The following is an 18,868-nucleotide window of genomic DNA, read 5'->3' as shown; positions in this document are numbered from 1 at the left end:
GCACATGAATATTTAATTTCCTGAAAGCCTTGTTTGATTAGGGTTTTGCTAAATTCCACTCTGATTCAGGCTCGTCAATATTTAGATGCGTTTGCCCTGGCTCTAAACGTTTTTGCTGTCCTCGAAAGTAATAACTGTAACGCCGGTTCGCTCCAAGCACAAAATCCTGATTCATCCAAATACTTTAAATCTATTTCGCCAGATGCAGCAGACAATTCCAGCATTTCTAGGTCTGCTTGTTTGATTTGCTGTACTACCGGATCTTGTTTTCCCTTATGACAAATCCAAAGTTCGTTTCCAAATGCTCCCCTTTTTTTTAGTACCTGTCAAAACCTGTCAGGACTTAATTTTACGGAGCGTTATTGTTCTAATTTTTGAGCTAACTGAACACTGTTATATGTACGTGGCTCAAGCTCCAAACATTCTTCTAAGAAAACTATGTCAGCTTCCGCCCACCTTGATTTTTCTCCCCGCCCTGGTTTCTCCCAAAGCCCCTCTAAGCCAAAATGTTCCCATCTATGCAACACTTCTCTCACTGTTTTGGCAGTCCAGTTAAAGTGTGCTGCTATCTTCTCTACATACCAACCATGTGCGCTCAGTCTAATTACCTCTGCTCTGTCTTTTACCTTCTGGGGTACATCTGCTGTTCTCAGGTTAAAAAGAGTTTTATCTTGCTCTCTAGTCAAAAATACCCTTAAACGGCTGCCCATATCCTGTTATCTTTATAGAAAAATTCTATGTATTTACTTATCTTTACATAGTTTGGTTTTTTCACCTCGTTTTACTTACTTCGATAATGAACAGTTACTGATAAATCAATTAATAAATCCTTTTTAAAATTGGCGAATTTACCGCCGACTGCGCGAACATTGAAAAATTACAATGCAGTTTGTTGCAATTTTAGATACATAATCTTACATCCCATCCAGCATAAAGATGAATGAATAATAGCTACATTTTTTATACTATTACTTTGGGAGTTGAAAAACGTGGCTGGGAATTACTATTACTATATGGATTTTACTTGAAGTTTAATAGTCCAGCTTAATGATTATCTATCAAAAGTAAATGGAAGATGATATCAAAGAGTCCAATATTTATAGTAGTACATTGTTAACACCTTTTCAGTACAAATTACTACTAAAAAGTCTGCAAGAAGATTTACCTGAAATGTATCGCCAGAGGATTCAAATTATGTTGTTGGCAGATGAGGGAAAATCACAAACGCAAATTTGTCGCACTTTGGGGTGCTGTCCTGCTACTCATCGGCAACAGTAAAACTACTGACCGCTAATTAGTTTCTTGTTTTTTAGGCTAAGTAATTATAGAATTTCGGTTTTTTGCAATGGTGAACTCAGCCGCAAAAAAGTGTCTACACTCTCCGAAACTATTATCTTTGTTTGATCAAAGCCATGCTGTAGACCTAATTGCAGTCTGCTGTTCTGTCAAAAGCTAAGAGATGATTATATGGGAATCCGATTTCATTTTTGAAAGTATACTGAGACTAAAATCTTTGGACAACAAAGCTTTTATCTGACAAAATTTTCATTAATCAAACTGGAGTCCTATATAAGACCCATATCTGATTTATGAACAATATTTCAAATAAAATCTTTATAAAACGGGCTTTTCAGTCTCAGGATATTTTCAAAAATCAAATCAGAGTCCTATATGTATAATTCCTATTTTGCCTACCTGACTCACATTCCTTAGAAATTATTACGATTAAAACTTATGATTTTCAAAAACAGCTTTTCTGAGCTAAAAACATCTAAAGTCGCTATGTTGCCATTAGAAGAAGAGTTGCTGCTTAACAGGTTTTTAATGGAACGTTTAACAGATGCAGTTTTCTGGATAACGTCAGATGCACAGATTATATACGTTAATTATGCAGCTTGTAGTTTGGTAGGGTATCCTTATGAGGAATTAGTATCTAGGACTATACATAATATAATATTAGACTTTCCGCTAGAAGTTTGGCCGAATTACTGGAAAAGTTTCAAACAACAAGGTTACTTATATTTTGAATCTGTATATAAAACTTTAAAAGAACAGTATTTTCCTGTGGAAATCTCTGCTACATATATGGAATATGAAGCTAAAGAGTATGTTTGTATCCTGATCCGAGATATCAGCAAATCCAAACAAGCTTCATTCAGATTAGATAAATCTAATCAAATACTAGAATGTAGAGTAGAAAAGCTTCTAGCTGAATCCAAGTACGTCAATCAGCAATTATTTCACAAGAGAGCAGAGTGCGAACGGGTAAAAGTAAAACTGGAGAATTCTATTTCGTTACTTCAAGCAACTCTGGAATCTATCGCTGACGGTGTTATTGCTATTAGATCAAATGGAGATATTATTAGCTCCAATCAAAATTTTGTCCAGATGTGGCATATTCCAGATTATATTAATACTTTATGCAATCATAATCAATATCTGACTTTTTCTAAGAACCAACTTAAAAATCCAGAAAGATTTTGCAGAAATGTCAATCAGTTCGATAGCCAAATAGATTTTGAAAGCTGCGATATTTTAGAATTGAAAGATGGGAGGTTTTTCGAGCAATACAGTAAACCTCTGCGACTCGCTGAAGAAATTATCGGGACAGTATGGAGCTTTCGGGACATTACTGAATCCCAACAAGCAAAAGAAGAAAATCACCGAATTATACAGCAAGAAAAACAACTTGCTGAAGATAGAGCGTACTTCATCTCTATGGTTTCTCATGAATTCCGTAACCCTTTAAATATTATCTCATATTCAACTAGTTTGTTGAAACGTCATAGTCACAGTTGGAATGAGAAAAAGAAATTACAGTATTTGCAGAATCTTCAAACAGCAGTTGAGCAGATAAACCAATTAATGGATGAAGTTCTTATTATCGAAAGTGTAGAAGCAGGAAAACTACAGTACGAGCTAAAACCGCTTGATTTAAATTTGTTTTGCCAGGAGGTTTTGGCAGAAATGAGCTTTTATACAAATCTTAATTCAGTCAACTTTATTATTGAAGGTGATTGTCAAGTTGTGTGGGTAGATAAAAAGCTATTACAACCCGTCCTCACGAATTTGCTTTCAAATGCTATCAAATATTCCCCAACAAATAGCAAGGTTGATTTACTACTATCCTACGAAGATAAAAAAGTTATTTTCCAGATAAAAGATCGGGGAATTGGTATTCCGGTGGTAGATCAGCAACAATTGTTTAAGCCATTTTATCGGGGTGGAAATGTGGGGGACATACCAGGTAACGGACTGGGGTTAGCAATTGCCAAGAAGCTTACAGACTTACATCATAGCCAAATTGATGTAGTGAGTGAAGTTGGAAAAGGTACTACTTTTACAGTTACATTACTCTTATAACATCAGTATAAATAATAGCTTTTTACAATTTATGACAATACCTCAAAGGAAAGTATGGCCAAAGTTCTGGTGATTGAAGATGAGACAAAAACGCGAGATATCTTTCTAGATAGCCTAGAGGCAGAAGGTTTTGAAACCATCGGTGCAAAAAATGGTCTTGTTGGTGTACAGAAGGCGCTAGAAAACTTACCAGATTTGGTGCTTTGCGACATTATGATGCCAGAACTTGATGGCTACGGTGTTCTATCCACTCTGCGCCAAGACCCTACCACAGCAATGATTCCTTTCATTTTTCTGACTGCTAAGGCTACTAAGGCTGAACTTCGCCAAGGCATGGATTTAGGAGCTGATGACTATCTTACTAAACCGTCTACGGTAGAGGAATTATTATCAGCGATCGCAACTCGACTGCAAAAACAAGCAGCTACGAAAGAGTATTATGCGGTAAATTTCTCGCAAACTATAGTTTCACCTTTATCTGAAATTACAAAATCACTAAATTCACAATCGATATTTCCTTCTGACTCTCATCTGAGCCAAGTCTTCGAGTACATTGAAGCAAATTATCATCAACCAATTAGTTTACAAGATGTGGCTCTTGCTGTTGGTTACTGTCCTGCTTACTTAACTGACTTAGTGCGCCGTCATACGGGACAAACAGTAAATCATTGGATTGTGGAACGTCGGATGGTAGCAGCACGTACCTTGTTACTTGAAAGTAACTTGTGCGTGAATCAGATTGCTGAAACGGTAGGTTATCAGCATGAAGGTCATTTTTTCCGCCAGTTTCGCCAACATCACAAGACTACTCCCCAAGCTTGGAGGAAAGCACAATTATTAACAGTTCAAAATTCAAAATGACCGAAAACGAAAAGGATACAGAGCAACTAAATTTATTTATGGGGATCATTAGTTTTGAATTTTATTAGCGCAGCGTTAGCGAGTCCGCATTCGCGCTGCGTCTCGTAGAGAGCGGAGCGTATCCCTGCGGGGAAGCAAGCTACGCGCTGCGTCTCGTAGAGAAGCGACGTGACGCTCACAAAATTCAAAATTGTTTGTTCAGCATCTCTTATAGAAGAGAGTTTCAGAGAGTTCCAAATAAAAAATAAATGATTAAGGACTGCTATAGCAATCTTCAATGATTCGTGAACAACGAGATTCCCGACAACTTTTACGAAGTCGGGGATCTGACTATATAAGTTAGAACAGTAAAAACTAAAAAAATGTGAGTCTTATACAAAGATTGTGCATTGAAGTAATTAGTTAACTTTCCTAAGCTGCTAAATATAAGAAGCAGTAAAAGAATTTTAGAATTGAAGCTTCCTATTTCAATACTGCTCGGATAAGTAGGGTAGGTAAAACTCAACGCCAGCCTCCATTTCTCCCCCTGCTCAAGAACTGCTTGCCTCAACCAAGAAATTCCAAAACCTATGCAGTATTGCTTCCTATTTATACGTTTATGTAAAAATTTTTATACCTCAACAGGTATTGCATTTTGAAAATGAAGCATTCTCATCGTCTTTTTTACCCTCCAGCTTGGCCGATCGCTGCGAAGATTTCGGTAGCATTGGTTGCGGCGGCGCTGATACCGATGAGCTTCATTTCCTATTACAATCTGCGACAGAGCTTAGATAGTGTCGAGGCTGGAGAATACCGCAAGTTAGAACTATTAGCTACTAGTGTTGCTAGTCGTCTTGACCAATTAATTATTGATATTCAGCGGATTGTGGTTCAAGTTAGCAGCGATCGCCATGTGGTAAATTTTCTCGCTGCTAAATCCTCTGGGGAACGAGCAGACTTGCGTAATGATATGCAACAAGCCCTAGAAAATATCTTCCGCTCTAATCCAGACTTTGATGCTATTTTTATCATGAATAAAGAGGGACGTGCTGTTGCAGCAACCGATCCCACATTTTTGGGTCAAAATTATGCTTTCCGTGAGTATTTCCGCTCTAGCATTCAGGGTAACTCTTATATATCTAGTATTCTGGTGGGGAAAACGACGAAACGACCAGGAATGTTTCTCTCTCACCCAGTGCGATCGCCCAGTGGTGAAATCGTTGGAGTCTTAGTACTCAAAATTAGGGGATCAGATATTAGAGCGATTGTCAATACATTGCAAGTAGGCTCTCAAAGCTATGCATTTCTAATTGACCAACAGGGAGTAATCATCAGTCATGCCGATCAATCTCTGCTATACCATAGCCTCATCCCTCTGCCCCCTGATATTTTAAAGCAGATTGCCGCTGATAGACGTTATGGACTGGAACAGATTCCGAGCTTGAACATTGCAGAGTTAAAAGTGATGGTAAAAGCAAAACTTGTAGGTCATGCAATCTATCGCTTTCCACCCCAGCAGATGCCCCGCATAGTTGGTTTTGCACCTTTAGCAGAACAATCTTGGGTTTTGGGAATCAGCCAACCCAAGGCACAGTTTGCTGCACCTTTGAACCGGCTGATTTGGCTGCATGGCAGCAGTGTGGTAGTTGTAGGCGGCATCACAGCGATAATGGCGCTACTCTTAGCCAGAAGAATTTCTCGACCAATTCACGCCCTCACAGAAGCCGCTCAAGCACTAGAACAAGATGATTTTGATTCTCATGTATTGGAACTCCGTCAGAGTTTGGCAAAATCAACACATAGTCAAGATGACATCGGTCAATTAGTGCGTGTTTTCTTGAAGATGGCTGAAAAAGTCAGAATGCGAGACCAAAAGTTGAAAATGCAAGTCCAAGAACTTCGCATTGAAATTGACGAAACTAAAAGAGCTAACCACGTTGCGGAAATTACGGAAAATGAACACTTTCAGCAGTTACAAATGAAAATCCAAAAACTCAGAGAACAGACAGTAACCGTCAGTGAAACTGAGACAGAGTACTACCAGAGATTGCAGAGTAAAGTCCAATCTCTGAAAGAGCGATCGCTAAATACTGAGGTATAAATCATGCCATCCGACGACGAACTGATATCGCGTGAGGAAGTGCTGGCGGGTTTACCTGCGAGACGAGCGAATACGCTACTGTTTTTAATCGAGAGTCGGACGGCGCAAATAGTGGCGCGATCGCTGGTGGAATTTTCCTTAACAGAGCAAGCTACCAATGAGCGTGATTTAGCTTTCTTAGAAGCCTTTGCTTTAGGAAATGCCCCACCACTCCACCCCACGATTCAGCACTTGGAACGCTACGCCAGTCAGTGGGCATCTCTAGTACCAGAAAATCCCAAATTAAAAGCTGCGATCGCCCATGCTTTAGGACAGAAATACGCTTTCACCGAGAAAGTAGTGCCTCACATCCGCGCCGCTTTGGGTTTGGATGATAAAACGGTACAGGTGGCTTATTCCCGCTTTTACAGAAAACAACTCTTAACTATTTTTGCATCCCAATTGCCACTGATTGAACAGTGGCGCTGGATGAGTGCAGCGATCGCCCAAAGTCTAGAATCTCTGCCCCCCTTTTGGCTAGCTTCCATACTTACAGTTGCTTTAGGGCTTCCCCAAGCCTTCTTAGCCTTGCCCATTGCAGTGGCCGATGTTGGGCCATTAGTTACCATTGCCTTTTTGCTGATTATCGGTACTATCAACATCCTGACAATGGCTTGTATGGCAGAAGCTGTTGGGCGTAGTGGTGACTTTCGTTATGGGAATTCTTTTATCAAACAATTAGTATCTAATTATTTAGGAAATGCAGGTTCATTTATACTTTCTATAGCAGTTGGTATCCGGGTTTTTCTGATTGCATTAGCTTGTTATATTGGTTTGTCGGTGACGATGGCCAGCTTTACACCCTTACCAGCACCATTGTGGGCAGCATTGCTCTTTGGTGGAGGATTGTATTTGCGATCGCGTAAATCTTTGAACTTCACCGTAGCCTTAATGGTATTTTTGGCAGTAATCAACGTGAGTTTGCTGCTGATCCTTTCACTGCTGGCATTCGGTCATGTTCAATTAGAAAATTTATTATATGTAAAATTGCCCTTTCTTAATGGTCATTTCCAACCGGGGATACTACAGAGGATTTTCGGTGTCAGCCTGATGCTTTACTTTGGCCATGTGTATGTCGGGGAATGCGGCAAACTCATACTTCCGCGTGACTCTAGCGCCACCTCCTTGATTTGGGGTAGCGTTGCGGGAACAGCTTTTTTGACTATATTGTTTTGCATTTGGGTGTTAGCAGTCAATGGAGCGATCGCCCCCCAATTGCTAGCAGGACAATCAGGCACAGCTTTAGCACCACTAGCACGAGAAGTAGGTTCCATCGTCACAGTTTTAGGGGCAGTTCTAGTCACCCTACTTTTGGGAATGGCTTGGCTACGTAGTTCTAGTCTCCTAGTCAACTTAGCTAAAGAGTGGTTGCCAGCCCGACCGAAATCTGTATTAAGCTTACCTCGCCAGCAAGGAATGTTAATATTACATCCCTCTGGAGAATCCAGCCAGATTCCCCATATTGGTTTAACCTACTTGGGACAATCAGATACTCAATCTAAGTTTCGTGTAGATATTCAATTAAGCGGCAAAGTTGACTCTGTAGAAATTGCCATCGCTGAACATTGGGATATTAAAGAACTATTCAATCAATTTCCCGACTTACGCAAGTGGGATACCCGCTTGGTTCTAGAGGTGAAGTCAGCTAACCAGGATAGAGCTTGTCTACAAATCATTTCACCCATGCTCTTAGTTTATGAAGGAGGCTTGAAAGCTGATGCCGGAAATTTTGCTTTTGGGCATCAGAGTCAGACGAAAAAGTTTTGGACAACCTTGCTCAACCAACGTCGCTTCTTATTATCTATCAGCCCCTTACTCCTAGTCTTCTTGTTGACAGAATGGCTTTTCTTGGCTGGTGTCCAATCCTTTACCAATATACTCGCCTTCGCCGGTATCCTTGGCAACTCCCTTGTTGGTGGTATTTTCCCAGTTTTATTATTAGTTTCTAGTCGGCGCAAAGGCGAACTCATACCCGGAGTAGTCTTGAAACTTCTCAATCATCCGTTGTTCAGCGTGGGTGTATACAGTTTATTCTTAGGCATCCTGCTCATCCACGGCTTATTTATCTGGGAAAATTCCCTGGCGCGGATTACTGCATTGTCCGTTGCTGCACTATCTTTAGGAGCAACTCTGGTGATGAAAAACTATGGAGCCTTTTCTTCTCGTGTAGTTGTAGAACTACGAGAAGATCAACACCTGGGAGGTAGTTCCGTATTCACAATCACAGCAGACGGACAACCAAAAATCGCCCAAGTACTTCTGGGATATGCCGATGGTGAACAACATCACCAAGCAGCCACAATTGAGATTCCATCACTTTCAGCCCTGCGCTATGCCACCTTTCTGTTACCAAACAAGCAAGAAAAAGAACTCAGAGTGTGGGCGCATACAAGCAACTCCAAAGTTGACTCCAAGAGTTTGCCAGCACTAGTAGTTCGCCAACCCAAAATTGCTGAGTGGAGGTCGGCAGAGGAGCAAGGGAGCAGGGGAGCAGAGGAGAGATTTGTACAAGTTCTTTCCCCCTTGCCCCTCCGCACCTCTGCCCCTCTGCTTGCCACCACGCAAAGTTACCTTGGCAGACTACTAGTAGAAGTCCAGAGTGGAAACAAGAATATGCAGTTTAACTTGCAGCTATCCAACGGACGAGTTTTGCTGCCTTTGGGGGGCGATCGCTGCTGGTTAAAATTTACGTTCCCAGAGTTAGCAAAATGAGGGAGCAGGAATTTTAGATTTTAAATTTTGGATTTTGAATTAAATTTCAATCCAAAATCCAAAATCTAAAATCCAAAATTGAATTGCCCAATGCCCAATAAATAATTAATTACGAGGTAATCTATGGCACAAATTATCGCAGTTCATTCATTCCGTGGCGGTACTGGTAAATCAAACTTGATTGCCAATATAGCAGCTACTATGGCACTTCAAGGACAACGTGTAGGCATTATTGATACTGACATCCAATCACCAGGAATTCACGTTATTTTCGGACTCAACGAGAATAAAATAGAACGCGCACTCAATGATTATTTATGGGGACAATGCGATATTAAAGACGCAGCCTATGACGTGACTGATACTCTAATTGCAGAACAAGGAAATGCAGGTACAGTCAAGGGTAAGCTTTACCTAGTACCTTCTAGTATTAAGGCTGGTGAAATCGCCAGAATTCTCCGTGAAGGGTATGATGTAATCCGACTCAACGATGGTTTTCAGCAACTTATTCGCAGCCTGAAACTAGACTATCTATTAATTGATACACATCCAGGATTGAATGAAGAAACCTTACTTTCTATTGGTATTTCCAATGTTCTAATAATTCTTTTACGTCCAGATAATCAAGACTTCCAAGGTACTGCGGTAACAGTGGATGTAGCCCGCAAGCTCAGAGTGCCAAAAATGTTGTTGGTAATCAATAAAGCGCTACCAGTCATAGATTTTGCAGACTTACAACAAAAGGTTGAGAAAATTTACAACGTCCCAGTAGCCGGAATTTTGCCCCTTTCCGAAGAAATGATGCACCTAGCAAGCCTTGGTATTTTCTCCCTACGTTACTCTGAACATCCCATCAGTCAGACAATTGCAGGAATTACCGATCAGATTGCTGGTTTAGTCGTTACTCGTTAGTTATTGGGCATGGGGCATTGGGGAAAGAATTCTTATAACTCCTAACTCCTAACTCCTAACTCCTAACTCCTAACTCCTAACTCCTAACTCCTAACTCCTAACTCCTAACTCCTAACTCCTAACTCCTAACTCCTAACTCCTAACTCCTAACTCCTAACTCCTAACTCCCCCATCGCCTATGATTCAACAACCATCTCGTACCGATATCCTCACCTATTTTGGAGCCATTGCTAGAGAGGCGGAAGAATTATTGGTATACAATCAAAACGTTTTTGATCACAACATATTAACTCATCCTCTCAAATTTCCCCTTACTCCTGAATTATATGTAGCTGCTTGGGAAGAATATGCCGTTGCAGCCAGAGTTATAGGAGTATTTGAAGCACTGAAACAACGACTGGTTCAGTTCCAATTCCCCATTAAAGAAGGTATCAGCCAAACTGAAGTATATCTGTCTGCCACTCGTAGGGGCGTTACTGCGGATAGAATGCCTGAAGCGACTGGTTTGGTTTTACAACAACCTGAAAAACTCCAATTAATACTGCATCAAAGCTTGGCTGGCATCATACCAGTATTACTAGCTGGAAACCGAGAGGACTTTCTTTCTTTAGTACAAGCCCTGACAAAGCGAAATGAACCCCAGCCAGTCCCTACCTCAATGGGAGCCTGCATAATTAGCGGTTTTAATAACTGGGATCGGATTCGTCAGTATCGCCAAAAATGGGAGGCGGAAAATCTTGCTAGTTCAGAAATTAATTGGGCAAAAGAATTTCAACGGTTAATACCACAGAAGCAACTTTATCAGGATAAGTTGATTATTTTGAGTGATGGCGCTTATAGCAACATTTCAGCCAGGGATATGGGACTTGAAGAATCCCAATGGCAGCAGCTATCACTAACAATTCGGCTGGAACATGAATGTACACACTATTTTACACGCCGCTTGTTTAACTCCATGCAAAACAATATCCTTGATGAGCTAATTGCCGACTACAGAGGCATTGTAGCCGCTACTGGGTATTATCGAGCCGACTGGTGTTTGCGATTTCTGGGGTTAGAGTCGTTTCCTGATTACCGAAAGGGAGGTAGACTGCAAAACTATCGGGGTAATCCACCACTTTCTGATGGGGCTTTTAGGGTTCTACAGGCATTAGTGAAAGCAGCCGCCGAAAATTTGCAGCGCTTTCACGCTGAGTATGCACGAAAATTAACTGATACTAATATTCAACCCTTGATGTTAACGACATTGACTTATTTAACATTGGAAGAATTAGCTTCAAAAGAGGCGAACTCGTTTATTCAACAAAACTTAGATAGATTGCTGAAGACTTCATGTGTAGAAACGCAAAATTGTACTTTGTCCCGCCTTGCTAACGTGTTTCTACAAGAATCAAAAATATAAAATTCAAAACAGGTATTAATTATGACAGAAGTTTTACTCAAAGAATTAACTACCAGTGACATTGATTGGATGATTGCGACAGGTCATCAACTAGAAATAGCTCCTGGCACTATACTTATCCAAGAAGGAAAAGCTACCGATTGTTTGCACATTTTGCTAGATGGCATTTTAACAGTTAGCATTTCTCAACCAGATAATAATCCTTTGACTCGTGCTTTTGCAGCAATCGAAGGTGGTGAAATCTCAGGTCGGGAAATTGCGAGATTATCCAGTGGTGAAGTGGTGGGAGAACTACCATTGATAGGTAATCGCCCAACCGCTACAACTATTAAAGCTGTAGAAAAATCACTGGTGATATCAATTCCTCAACAGAAATTGGCAGCAAAGCTGCAGCAAGATGTTGGTTTTGCTTCGCGCTTTTATCGGGCGATCGCAATTATCCTTTGCGATAGAATTCAAAGCACCATCAATCAACAGGGACGTAAAAACTTAGCACAAAGTCAACCTTTGAGAGATGTATTATTTGTGTTAGGAGGATTACATGATAGTGACATCGATTGGATCACAGCTTGTGGTAAAATGCAAAAAATTCTTGCTAATACTGTACTTATCAGTGAAAGAGGGCTTGTGGATGGGCTGTATATTCTTTTAGATGGAGCAATGTCTTTATCTATTGATGAGAATGAGCGTAACCCCTTAGCGCGTGCTTTTGCTACTATAGAAGGTAGTGAAATTTCTGGTAGAGAAATAGCCAGATTATCCAAAGGTGAAATCATCGGCGAAACACCCTTCATTGATGGTCGCTTACCTTTGACAACGGTTAAAACTATTGAAGATTCAATTGTGTTGTCAATTGACAGACAACAATTAGCAGCAAAGTTGCAGCAAGATATAGGATTTGCATCTCGTTTTTATCAAGTTATTGCAACTTTGCTTTCTCAAAGATTACAGGGAATGCTGAGTCAGCTTGGTTATGGTAGACGTGTTTATAGTAAAGGTTTACCGTTAGCTAAAGATATAGAATATGAGGATGAATTGAATGATAACGTTTTAGACCGTGTAGCGATCGCGGCAAAAAGATTTGAGTGGATGGTAGGACGGTTAAAAGTAAGTTGAATTTCTGAATAGAGAGTGCATCAGATTATTAGATAATAAAAATCTAAAAAATCATTTTTTATCAGAGAGTTAAAACAAAAAGTTGCGGCGGGTAACAACATTGGTTACTACAGAATCTACGAACACTTACTGCGGGGACAAGGTGATGAATGGGGATTTGGGCGGGGTTGCGGTGTTGGACTGTCTACTCTAGGGTTAGAGGCGGACGGTACAATTAAAGGTTGTCCTTCACTGCCAACAGCTGCTTATGCTGGTGGTAATATCCGCCATAGCTCTTTGCAAGAAGTCATTGAACAAGCTGAAGAACTTTTAATTTCTCAGCCCTTCCTTTTACCTCGCTCTAGTTGGCAAGATGAAGAAGCTTTTTTCAGAGCAGTAATTAGAGCTAAACAAGCTTTGGATATGGCAGAATTGACTGCCATTCTTTGGCAACCAAAAACTTCTTCAAGTAGTTAGAAAAAACACTGTATAAAATAAACTAAAATTTTTAGGTGGCATATTGATAGAGAAAGCATCTCAACAATTGCCACCCCATATTAGTACAACTTTAAGTTAATAATGTGTACTTAACTGTAACTGTACGGATCTCCTACTTCCTGGAGAATCTTAGATGAGTAACCATTATCCGTCACCATTTGCGGACAGCGATAACAAGCAGCTTTTCCTTCCTGCTGCCACCAACGGCAGTTAGAGCGAATCTGACAAGCTGGTAAAGTTTCCACAACAGTTGGTAACTGCTCGACGATACGCATAGCCAAACGACAATTCGCACCATCAAAATGCTTACAAGCATCAGCTTGGCAAGATGATGCAATCCGGAAAATTTCTGTAGGCTTAACTGAGTCTGATAAAATTAGAATTTCCTCTGTAACTGGCTGAGACCCTTTTAGATAAGCGATACTTGGTGCTTCTACAGTACCTTTTACAACACCAAATACAACAGCATTACCTATTTCTGCTTGTCCACTGGGACATAATGGCAACTTAGGCGAGTCAAGTACTTGTTCTAATAAATTAGTAGTCTCATTATCTCTTGTTTCAAATTCCTTAGATTTGGTACTTAGATTAAGAGGCTGATTAATATTTTCAAATAGGCTTTTCCACCCTCCAGTTTCATAAAGAGACTGAGACCTTTTCAAAGGACTAATCGTTTGACGTGCTTTAATAGCTCTTTCTTTAGAATAAAGGGTGGCATTTTCTAACTCTTCTGGTTCAATGCTCTGAGGCTTTAAGATATGTTGGTTGTGAGATAAAGATATTGATTCTTGCATAGAGTTTACTTTTATTTATCTATATTGAAACGAAGACTTATTCTGGCTACCCATTTCTGAAGTCATAGGGAATCCGAGTTATATCGAACTCCCTAAGTTGACAATTCGGATAGAACCTATTGAAATGACGTAAAAAACACAAAACTTTTGTAGAGTGTTGACTTGATGTTATTAATAAAGTGAGTTTAAGACTAAACCAATGGGGTGTATAATTATACCACCTGCAACCATCATCAAATCTAATTCATTCAGTTCATCATTGGTAGTATTAACTGGCACAACCAAATGTTTAACAGTTGGCGTATCTTCATAAACACAAATTCTTAAAGTATCGGACAAGTCTGTGCCTGTTACTTTTTGAATTGTAGCTTTGGGATTTTGTAGCAGTTGAGATTTGAAACTTTCATCTTGCCAAGCCTGTTGTATTACTGCTTGAAATCCAGGCGCTGATTCTGCAACATTACCTATCTGGGATTCTGACTTTAACGGTAAAACCAAATTTTTAAACTCTAAAGTATCCTCATGAACTTCAACAGTAATCGAATTGGAAATATGAACACCCATCTCAGCAAATGTGGCTTTTGGGTTAGCAATAAAATTATTCTTGAGTTGTTCATCAGACCATAAAAGCTCTAGAAGAGCTTCATAGCTTTTGATTGGATTTGTCATTGTTTGTTACCTTCATAATTATGCTTATATTCTGATATTAAAATTCCGAATAACAATGCACAATTTTTAGATAAGACTCACCTTTATTTTGGTTATTAGGTAATTTACAAAATATAAAATATAATATAGTTAAATTCTACCTCTATATTATGACAGTTGTAGATGATAAATTTAGCGAATGTACGATACTACCTGATAATAAATTAGATAGAGGTGTTTTGGAGTACATGGGGATCGCGGGGAAGAGATTTGATTGGATGCTGGGTTTCGTTACTCAACCTAATCTGCGCCAGGTTTAGTTTTTAAACTTAACTGAAACGTATTGGATTATAAGCACGCCTCTTCACAGTAATTTTTTATCAAAAAATAGTGTAGTCTTGAGCAAAAAAAACTGTATTGTTATCACCTATCTGACACGCTATTCTCTGAGAATAGAATTGAGTTGCAAGTAGCAGCAAGTAGTCAAACAATAATCAAAGGAATTTGCAAGTATGACTAGCGAAATTAATCGTGATGAGCAGTTAATTGTCCGTGCTTGGGAAGATCAAGAATTTAAGCAAGAGTTGTTAAGCAACCCTAAAGCGGTGATTGAACGTGAACTAGGTGAAAAGTTTCCAGAAGAAGTTGAAGTAAGGATGCTTGCAGAAACAGCTAATATCCGTTACCTAATTCTGCCTCCAGCTAATATAGCCCCAGAAAAACGTCAAGAAGTAGTGAAACTAATTCGAGAAAGTGAAACAGGTGCTTTGACAGAGTTAAAAATTCGCTCCGTTGAAGATAATACCTTCAGACAGATGCTACTCAATAAACCCAATACTGTTATTGAGCATGAGCTTGGCATAGACACTCTAGAAGGAATAGATATCAGGGTAGTAGAAGAAGAGAGGAATATCAGATACTTAATATTACCTTGGCATCCTGAATTACTTGAAAGTGGAGAACTTTCTGAGGAAGCTTTAGAAGCTGTTGCAGGTGGTATATGTTGGATATCAAGCATCCATGTTAGCTTATAATGTTAACTTTAGGTAGGTAGTTTCAGTCAACTTTATTTAGAGTTGGATCAACACATGGTTAATATATAAATACTAACCATGTGTTCTGTAGGTTCTACTATATCTGGCTTTAAATTTTAATTCTAGCCATTCTCGGTTATTTTATACTATTTAAAACGGCTTAAAAATGAGATTTTCAAATGAATCTATCGTTGAAATTATATGTAAATCTAGTTTTATTGTCGAGCGTAAGCGGCAAAATTTTATTTTTAATGGCTCCTCCCAAAATAATTTTATTATTACTTCTAGACTTGAAAAATGGTGTCAGCGTGTCGCTCATGGAAATTGGCAAGAATTTGAGAAGTATCTAGCTTGGGAGGGACTAGATTTAAATACTCTCCATACTGTACTAGTAACTTTTTCTAAAACCGATGATAACTTTTCATTATGCTCAGTTCTGGATTCACTACCAGCTTGGGCAGAAACTTTAAAATTAGTCATACAAACTGCAGATGAAATTTATGCAGAAATTTTAGATAAAAATAACATTAGCAATTATTTCTGTTTAGATACCCAACAATTGGTACCTTTTGAAGAGCTTCTTTTGCCTTTCATTCAAGTTGCAAGGCAAAAATTAGTTGAACATAAGAGTTCCAACTATTCTTTGCTTTTGAAAACAGCCCACAATATTCTAGAACGCGGTCTTCTAAAACAGTTATCAACCCTTGCTTCTCCAGCGATGGAATTGCAGTTCTCAAGTTTTCGTCACTTTCAAAAATCATCTCTAACTCATCTGCTCAAACCCAATCAAGATAATTTATATAAGGAGCAGTACGAAGCATTTATCAGAAGTATGCTAAGTGGAAAACTGATATCATTTTTCCAAGAATATACTGTTCTAGCCCGATTATTGGCAGTAGCAACAGATTTATGGGTGGATGCCACAGGAGAGTTTATCCAGAGATTAGCATCAGACTGGTCAAAAACTCAGGAATATTTTCAGCCTGAACAAGAATTAGGTCAGGTAACTTATGTTGAACCTGCACTTTCAGATCCTCATAATAACGGACAAAGTGTGATTGCTATTGAGTTTACCTCTGGTCTAAAACTGATTTATAAGCCTAAAGATTTAGGAACAGAGCAGGCTTATTTTAAATTACTAGAATGGTGTAATAACCAAAATAAACTATTGCCATTTAAGCTACTTCGAGTTTTAAATTTTTCAACTCATGGGTGGGTTGAATTTGTTGAACATTTACCCTGCAAAAATACTGAAGAAGCCAAACATTACTATCAGCGATCAGGGATGCTTTTATGCTTGGTTCATGTACTTAAAGGAACTGACTGTAATGCAGGGAATATTATTGCTTGTGGTGAACATCCAGTATTGATAGATGAAGAAACACTTTTGCATCATCGACTTGAAGAAGAAGAAAAACAGGAAGAAGAAGCGGAAATTCAATCAGTAGTCAATCAACATCTGTGGAATTCTGTTTTAAGAACCGGATTTTTACCGCAGTGGCATTTGGGAAATGACAAGCAGGCTGCCTATGATCTCAGTGGTCTGGGTGCAGTAGATGATAATGTACCTTCGCTAAATGGGGTAAAGTTGCTTCCAGAAGATTACGTTGAAGATATTCTTACTGGCTTTCGGCAGATGTACCAGTTTTTAATGGATTACCGCGATGCTATTTTAGCCACAGATGGCCCTCTAGCTCCATTAGCTCAACAAAAGGTACGCTTTATCTTTCGCAACACTTCAGTTTATGATGCCCTACTTCAAAAAATTCGTCACCCTAAATTTCTTCGAGATGGTGCTGATTTTAGTATTGAATTTGAGATTCTGAGCAGACCTTTACTGATATCTGACTCAAAACCATTTTTTTGGGATCTACTACGGGTAGAAAAACAAGCCTTATCTCAACTAGATGTTCCCTACTTCAGTGCTTACACAGATAGTAATTCACTAAACCTATCTTCTAATCAAACTATCGATAACTTTTTTAAAGAGCCTAGCTATGATTTAGTTGTCTCCTATCTCAAACAGCTAAATGATGCTGATTTAGAAAGGGAAATCGGCTTTATTCGGAGTTCATTATGTTCCCGAATGATGCCACAGATGCACACTTTACCTCTGTCTGTGAAATCCGATGTCAATCTTGTGTCTATGACTACCTTAACACGAGAAGAAATTATGGGAACCGTAAAGACAATTGCGGCAGAGGTTAAACAGCAAGCGATCTGCGCTAATGATGACAGTAAAACATGGATTGCACTCGCATATCGTCCGGAAGCACAGAAGTACCAATTGCAGGCGATGAATTATGGCTTATATGACGGTTCTTGCGGTGTAGCTCTATTTCTTGCGGCTTTGGAAAAAGTTACGGGGGGTTCTGGATTTCGGGAATTAATATTAGGAGTTTTGAAATCTATCCACCAAAATTTTAAGCAACCAAAGCTTAGTCAGAGAATTGTCAAAAAAATTGGCATTGGGGGAGGTTTGGGTTTAGGCTCAATTATTTATACGTTGGTTCGCAGTAGTGAGTTTCTTGATGAACCAAATTTGTTGAAAGATGCTAAACACATAGCTTCCTTGATTACGCCAGAGCTTGTTGCTGCTGATAAAAAGTTTGATATTATTTTTGGATCTGCTGGAGCAATTCTAGGATTGTTAGCTCTGTATAAAACTTCTGGTGATTTAATAACTTTAGAAAAGGCAATAAGTTGCGGTTATCATTTATTAAATCATCGAGTGGAGAGCGATTCGAGATACAAAGCATGGGCAACTCTTAATGGAAACTTATTAACGGGAATGTCTCACGGTGCATCAGGAATTGCTTACGCTTTAATACAACTCTATACAGTGACCAAGGAGCCAATCTTTAGAGAAGCTGCTGAAGAAGCAATATCCTATGAGAAGAGCGTCTTTTCCTCACAGGCGAACAACTGGCCGGATTTTAGGGTGTCTACAAATTATAATGGATCTTCTACTTTTGCAGATACTTGGTGCAATGGCGCTTCTGGTATTGGTCTGGCTCGTTTAGGCGGTTTGGCAATTCTCGACACTGATGACATTCGGCAAGATATTGAAATCGCTTTACAGACCACGTTAAATTGTAGCTTGGATGGAATAGACCACCTTTGCTGTGGTACTTTTGGCAGAATTGAGTTTTTGCTAGCAGCATCTAGGCAACTATCGAGGATGGATTTATTAGAAACTGCTCAAGAGCAGGCAGCTTGGGTTGTTGCTAGAGCAAAAAAAGTTGGTTCTTTTTCTCTCATGCCAGGTTTTAACAAAAATGTTTATCTGCCTGGTTTCTTTCAAGGAATCACTGGTATTGGCTACGAGCTTTTGAGGTTAACTTATCCAGATTTACTTCCTTCGGTATTACTATGGGAATAAAGCTGGATTGTCATTCTGTACATTAAAGTTTCAATGTGTGTAGAGACC

The 18,868-nt window shown here is 39.3% G+C and carries 14 protein-coding genes and 1 pseudogene; 12 read left to right on the top strand and 3 right to left on the bottom strand.

Going from position 1 to position 18,868, the window contains the following annotated elements:
• Positions 1-359 precede the first annotated feature (359 nt).
• Positions 360-710 carry a helix-turn-helix domain-containing protein gene (locus H6G86_RS31210; RefSeq protein WP_190937565.1) on the bottom strand — a complete coding sequence of 117 codons (351 nt, stop codon included), beginning with the start codon at positions 708-710 and terminating at the stop codon, positions 360-362.
• A gap of 358 nt (positions 711-1,068) precedes the next feature.
• Here H6G86_RS31210 and H6G86_RS31205 point away from each other — a divergent pair.
• From H6G86_RS31205 to H6G86_RS39075, 9 genes and pseudogenes are all read left to right on the top strand, one after another.
• Positions 1,069-1,269, top strand: a pseudogene (locus H6G86_RS31205) (helix-turn-helix domain-containing protein); the annotation flags it as partial.
• A gap of 465 nt (positions 1,270-1,734) precedes the next feature.
• Entirely contained in the window at positions 1,735-3,363 is a 1,629-nt protein-coding gene (locus H6G86_RS31200) for a sensor histidine kinase (RefSeq protein ID WP_190937564.1), read from the top strand.
• Between the two features lie 54 nt (positions 3,364-3,417).
• Entirely contained in the window at positions 3,418-4,224 is an 807-nt protein-coding gene (locus H6G86_RS31195; RefSeq protein ID WP_190937563.1) for a response regulator transcription factor, read from the top strand.
• A 640-nt stretch (positions 4,225-4,864) separates the two neighbouring features.
• Positions 4,865-6,304, top strand: a complete 1,440-nt coding sequence (locus tag H6G86_RS31190; protein WP_190937568.1) for a PDC sensor domain-containing protein — start codon at positions 4,865-4,867, stop codon at positions 6,302-6,304.
• 3 nt (positions 6,305-6,307) lie between these two features.
• The gene (locus tag H6G86_RS31185) at positions 6,308-9,055 is read left to right on the top strand and encodes an amino acid permease (protein ID WP_242065061.1); all 2,748 of its coding nucleotides are present in this window, start codon (positions 6,308-6,310) and stop codon (positions 9,053-9,055) included.
• Between the two features lie 123 nt (positions 9,056-9,178).
• The gene (locus H6G86_RS31180; protein ID WP_190937562.1) at positions 9,179-9,967 is read left to right on the top strand and encodes a MinD/ParA family ATP-binding protein; all 789 of its coding nucleotides are present in this window, start codon (positions 9,179-9,181) and stop codon (positions 9,965-9,967) included.
• Positions 9,968-10,145: 178 nt separating this feature from the next.
• A complete protein-coding gene (locus tag H6G86_RS31175) occupies positions 10,146-11,369 on the top strand; it encodes a DUF7005 family protein (protein ID WP_242065060.1) in 1,224 nt (407 codons plus the stop codon).
• A 21-nt stretch (positions 11,370-11,390) separates the two neighbouring features.
• Complete coding sequence (locus H6G86_RS31170) at positions 11,391-12,485, top strand: cyclic nucleotide-binding domain-containing protein (protein WP_190937561.1); 1,095 nt, start codon at positions 11,391-11,393, stop codon at positions 12,483-12,485.
• A 276-nt stretch (positions 12,486-12,761) separates the two neighbouring features.
• Positions 12,762-12,941, top strand: coding sequence for a hypothetical protein (locus H6G86_RS39075; protein WP_242065059.1), 180 nt, complete (start codon positions 12,762-12,764; stop codon positions 12,939-12,941).
• Between the two features lie 110 nt (positions 12,942-13,051).
• Here the strand turns inward: H6G86_RS39075 and H6G86_RS39070 are convergent, their stop codons facing one another.
• Complete coding sequence (locus tag H6G86_RS39070) at positions 13,052-13,756, bottom strand: hypothetical protein (protein ID WP_242065058.1); 705 nt, start codon at positions 13,754-13,756, stop codon at positions 13,052-13,054.
• Between the two features lie 171 nt (positions 13,757-13,927).
• On the bottom strand, positions 13,928-14,425 hold the full coding sequence (locus H6G86_RS31155; RefSeq protein ID WP_190937560.1) for an NHLP leader peptide family RiPP precursor: 498 nt from the start codon (positions 14,423-14,425) through the stop codon (positions 13,928-13,930).
• Between the two features lie 149 nt (positions 14,426-14,574).
• On the opposite strand from H6G86_RS31155, the gene H6G86_RS31150 reads away from it, so the two are divergent.
• The 3 genes from H6G86_RS31150 (at position 14,575) to H6G86_RS31140 (ending at position 18,820) form a co-directional block, all read left to right on the top strand.
• Positions 14,575-14,724 carry a hypothetical protein gene (locus tag H6G86_RS31150; protein ID WP_190937559.1) on the top strand — a complete coding sequence of 50 codons (150 nt, stop codon included), beginning with the start codon at positions 14,575-14,577 and terminating at the stop codon, positions 14,722-14,724.
• Between the two features lie 192 nt (positions 14,725-14,916).
• A complete protein-coding gene (locus tag H6G86_RS31145) occupies positions 14,917-15,438 on the top strand; it encodes an NHLP leader peptide family RiPP precursor (protein WP_190937558.1) in 522 nt (173 codons plus the stop codon).
• A gap of 166 nt (positions 15,439-15,604) precedes the next feature.
• On the top strand, positions 15,605-18,820 hold the full coding sequence (locus H6G86_RS31140) for a type 2 lanthipeptide synthetase LanM family protein (protein ID WP_190937557.1): 3,216 nt from the start codon (positions 15,605-15,607) through the stop codon (positions 18,818-18,820).
• Positions 18,821-18,868 lie beyond the last annotated feature (48 nt).

The organism is Nostoc sp. FACHB-133, from assembly GCF_014698055.1.
GTDB lineage: Bacteria > Cyanobacteriota > Cyanobacteriia > Cyanobacteriales > Nostocaceae > Nostoc.
This window is presented reverse-complemented; position numbering and strand designations above follow the sequence as displayed.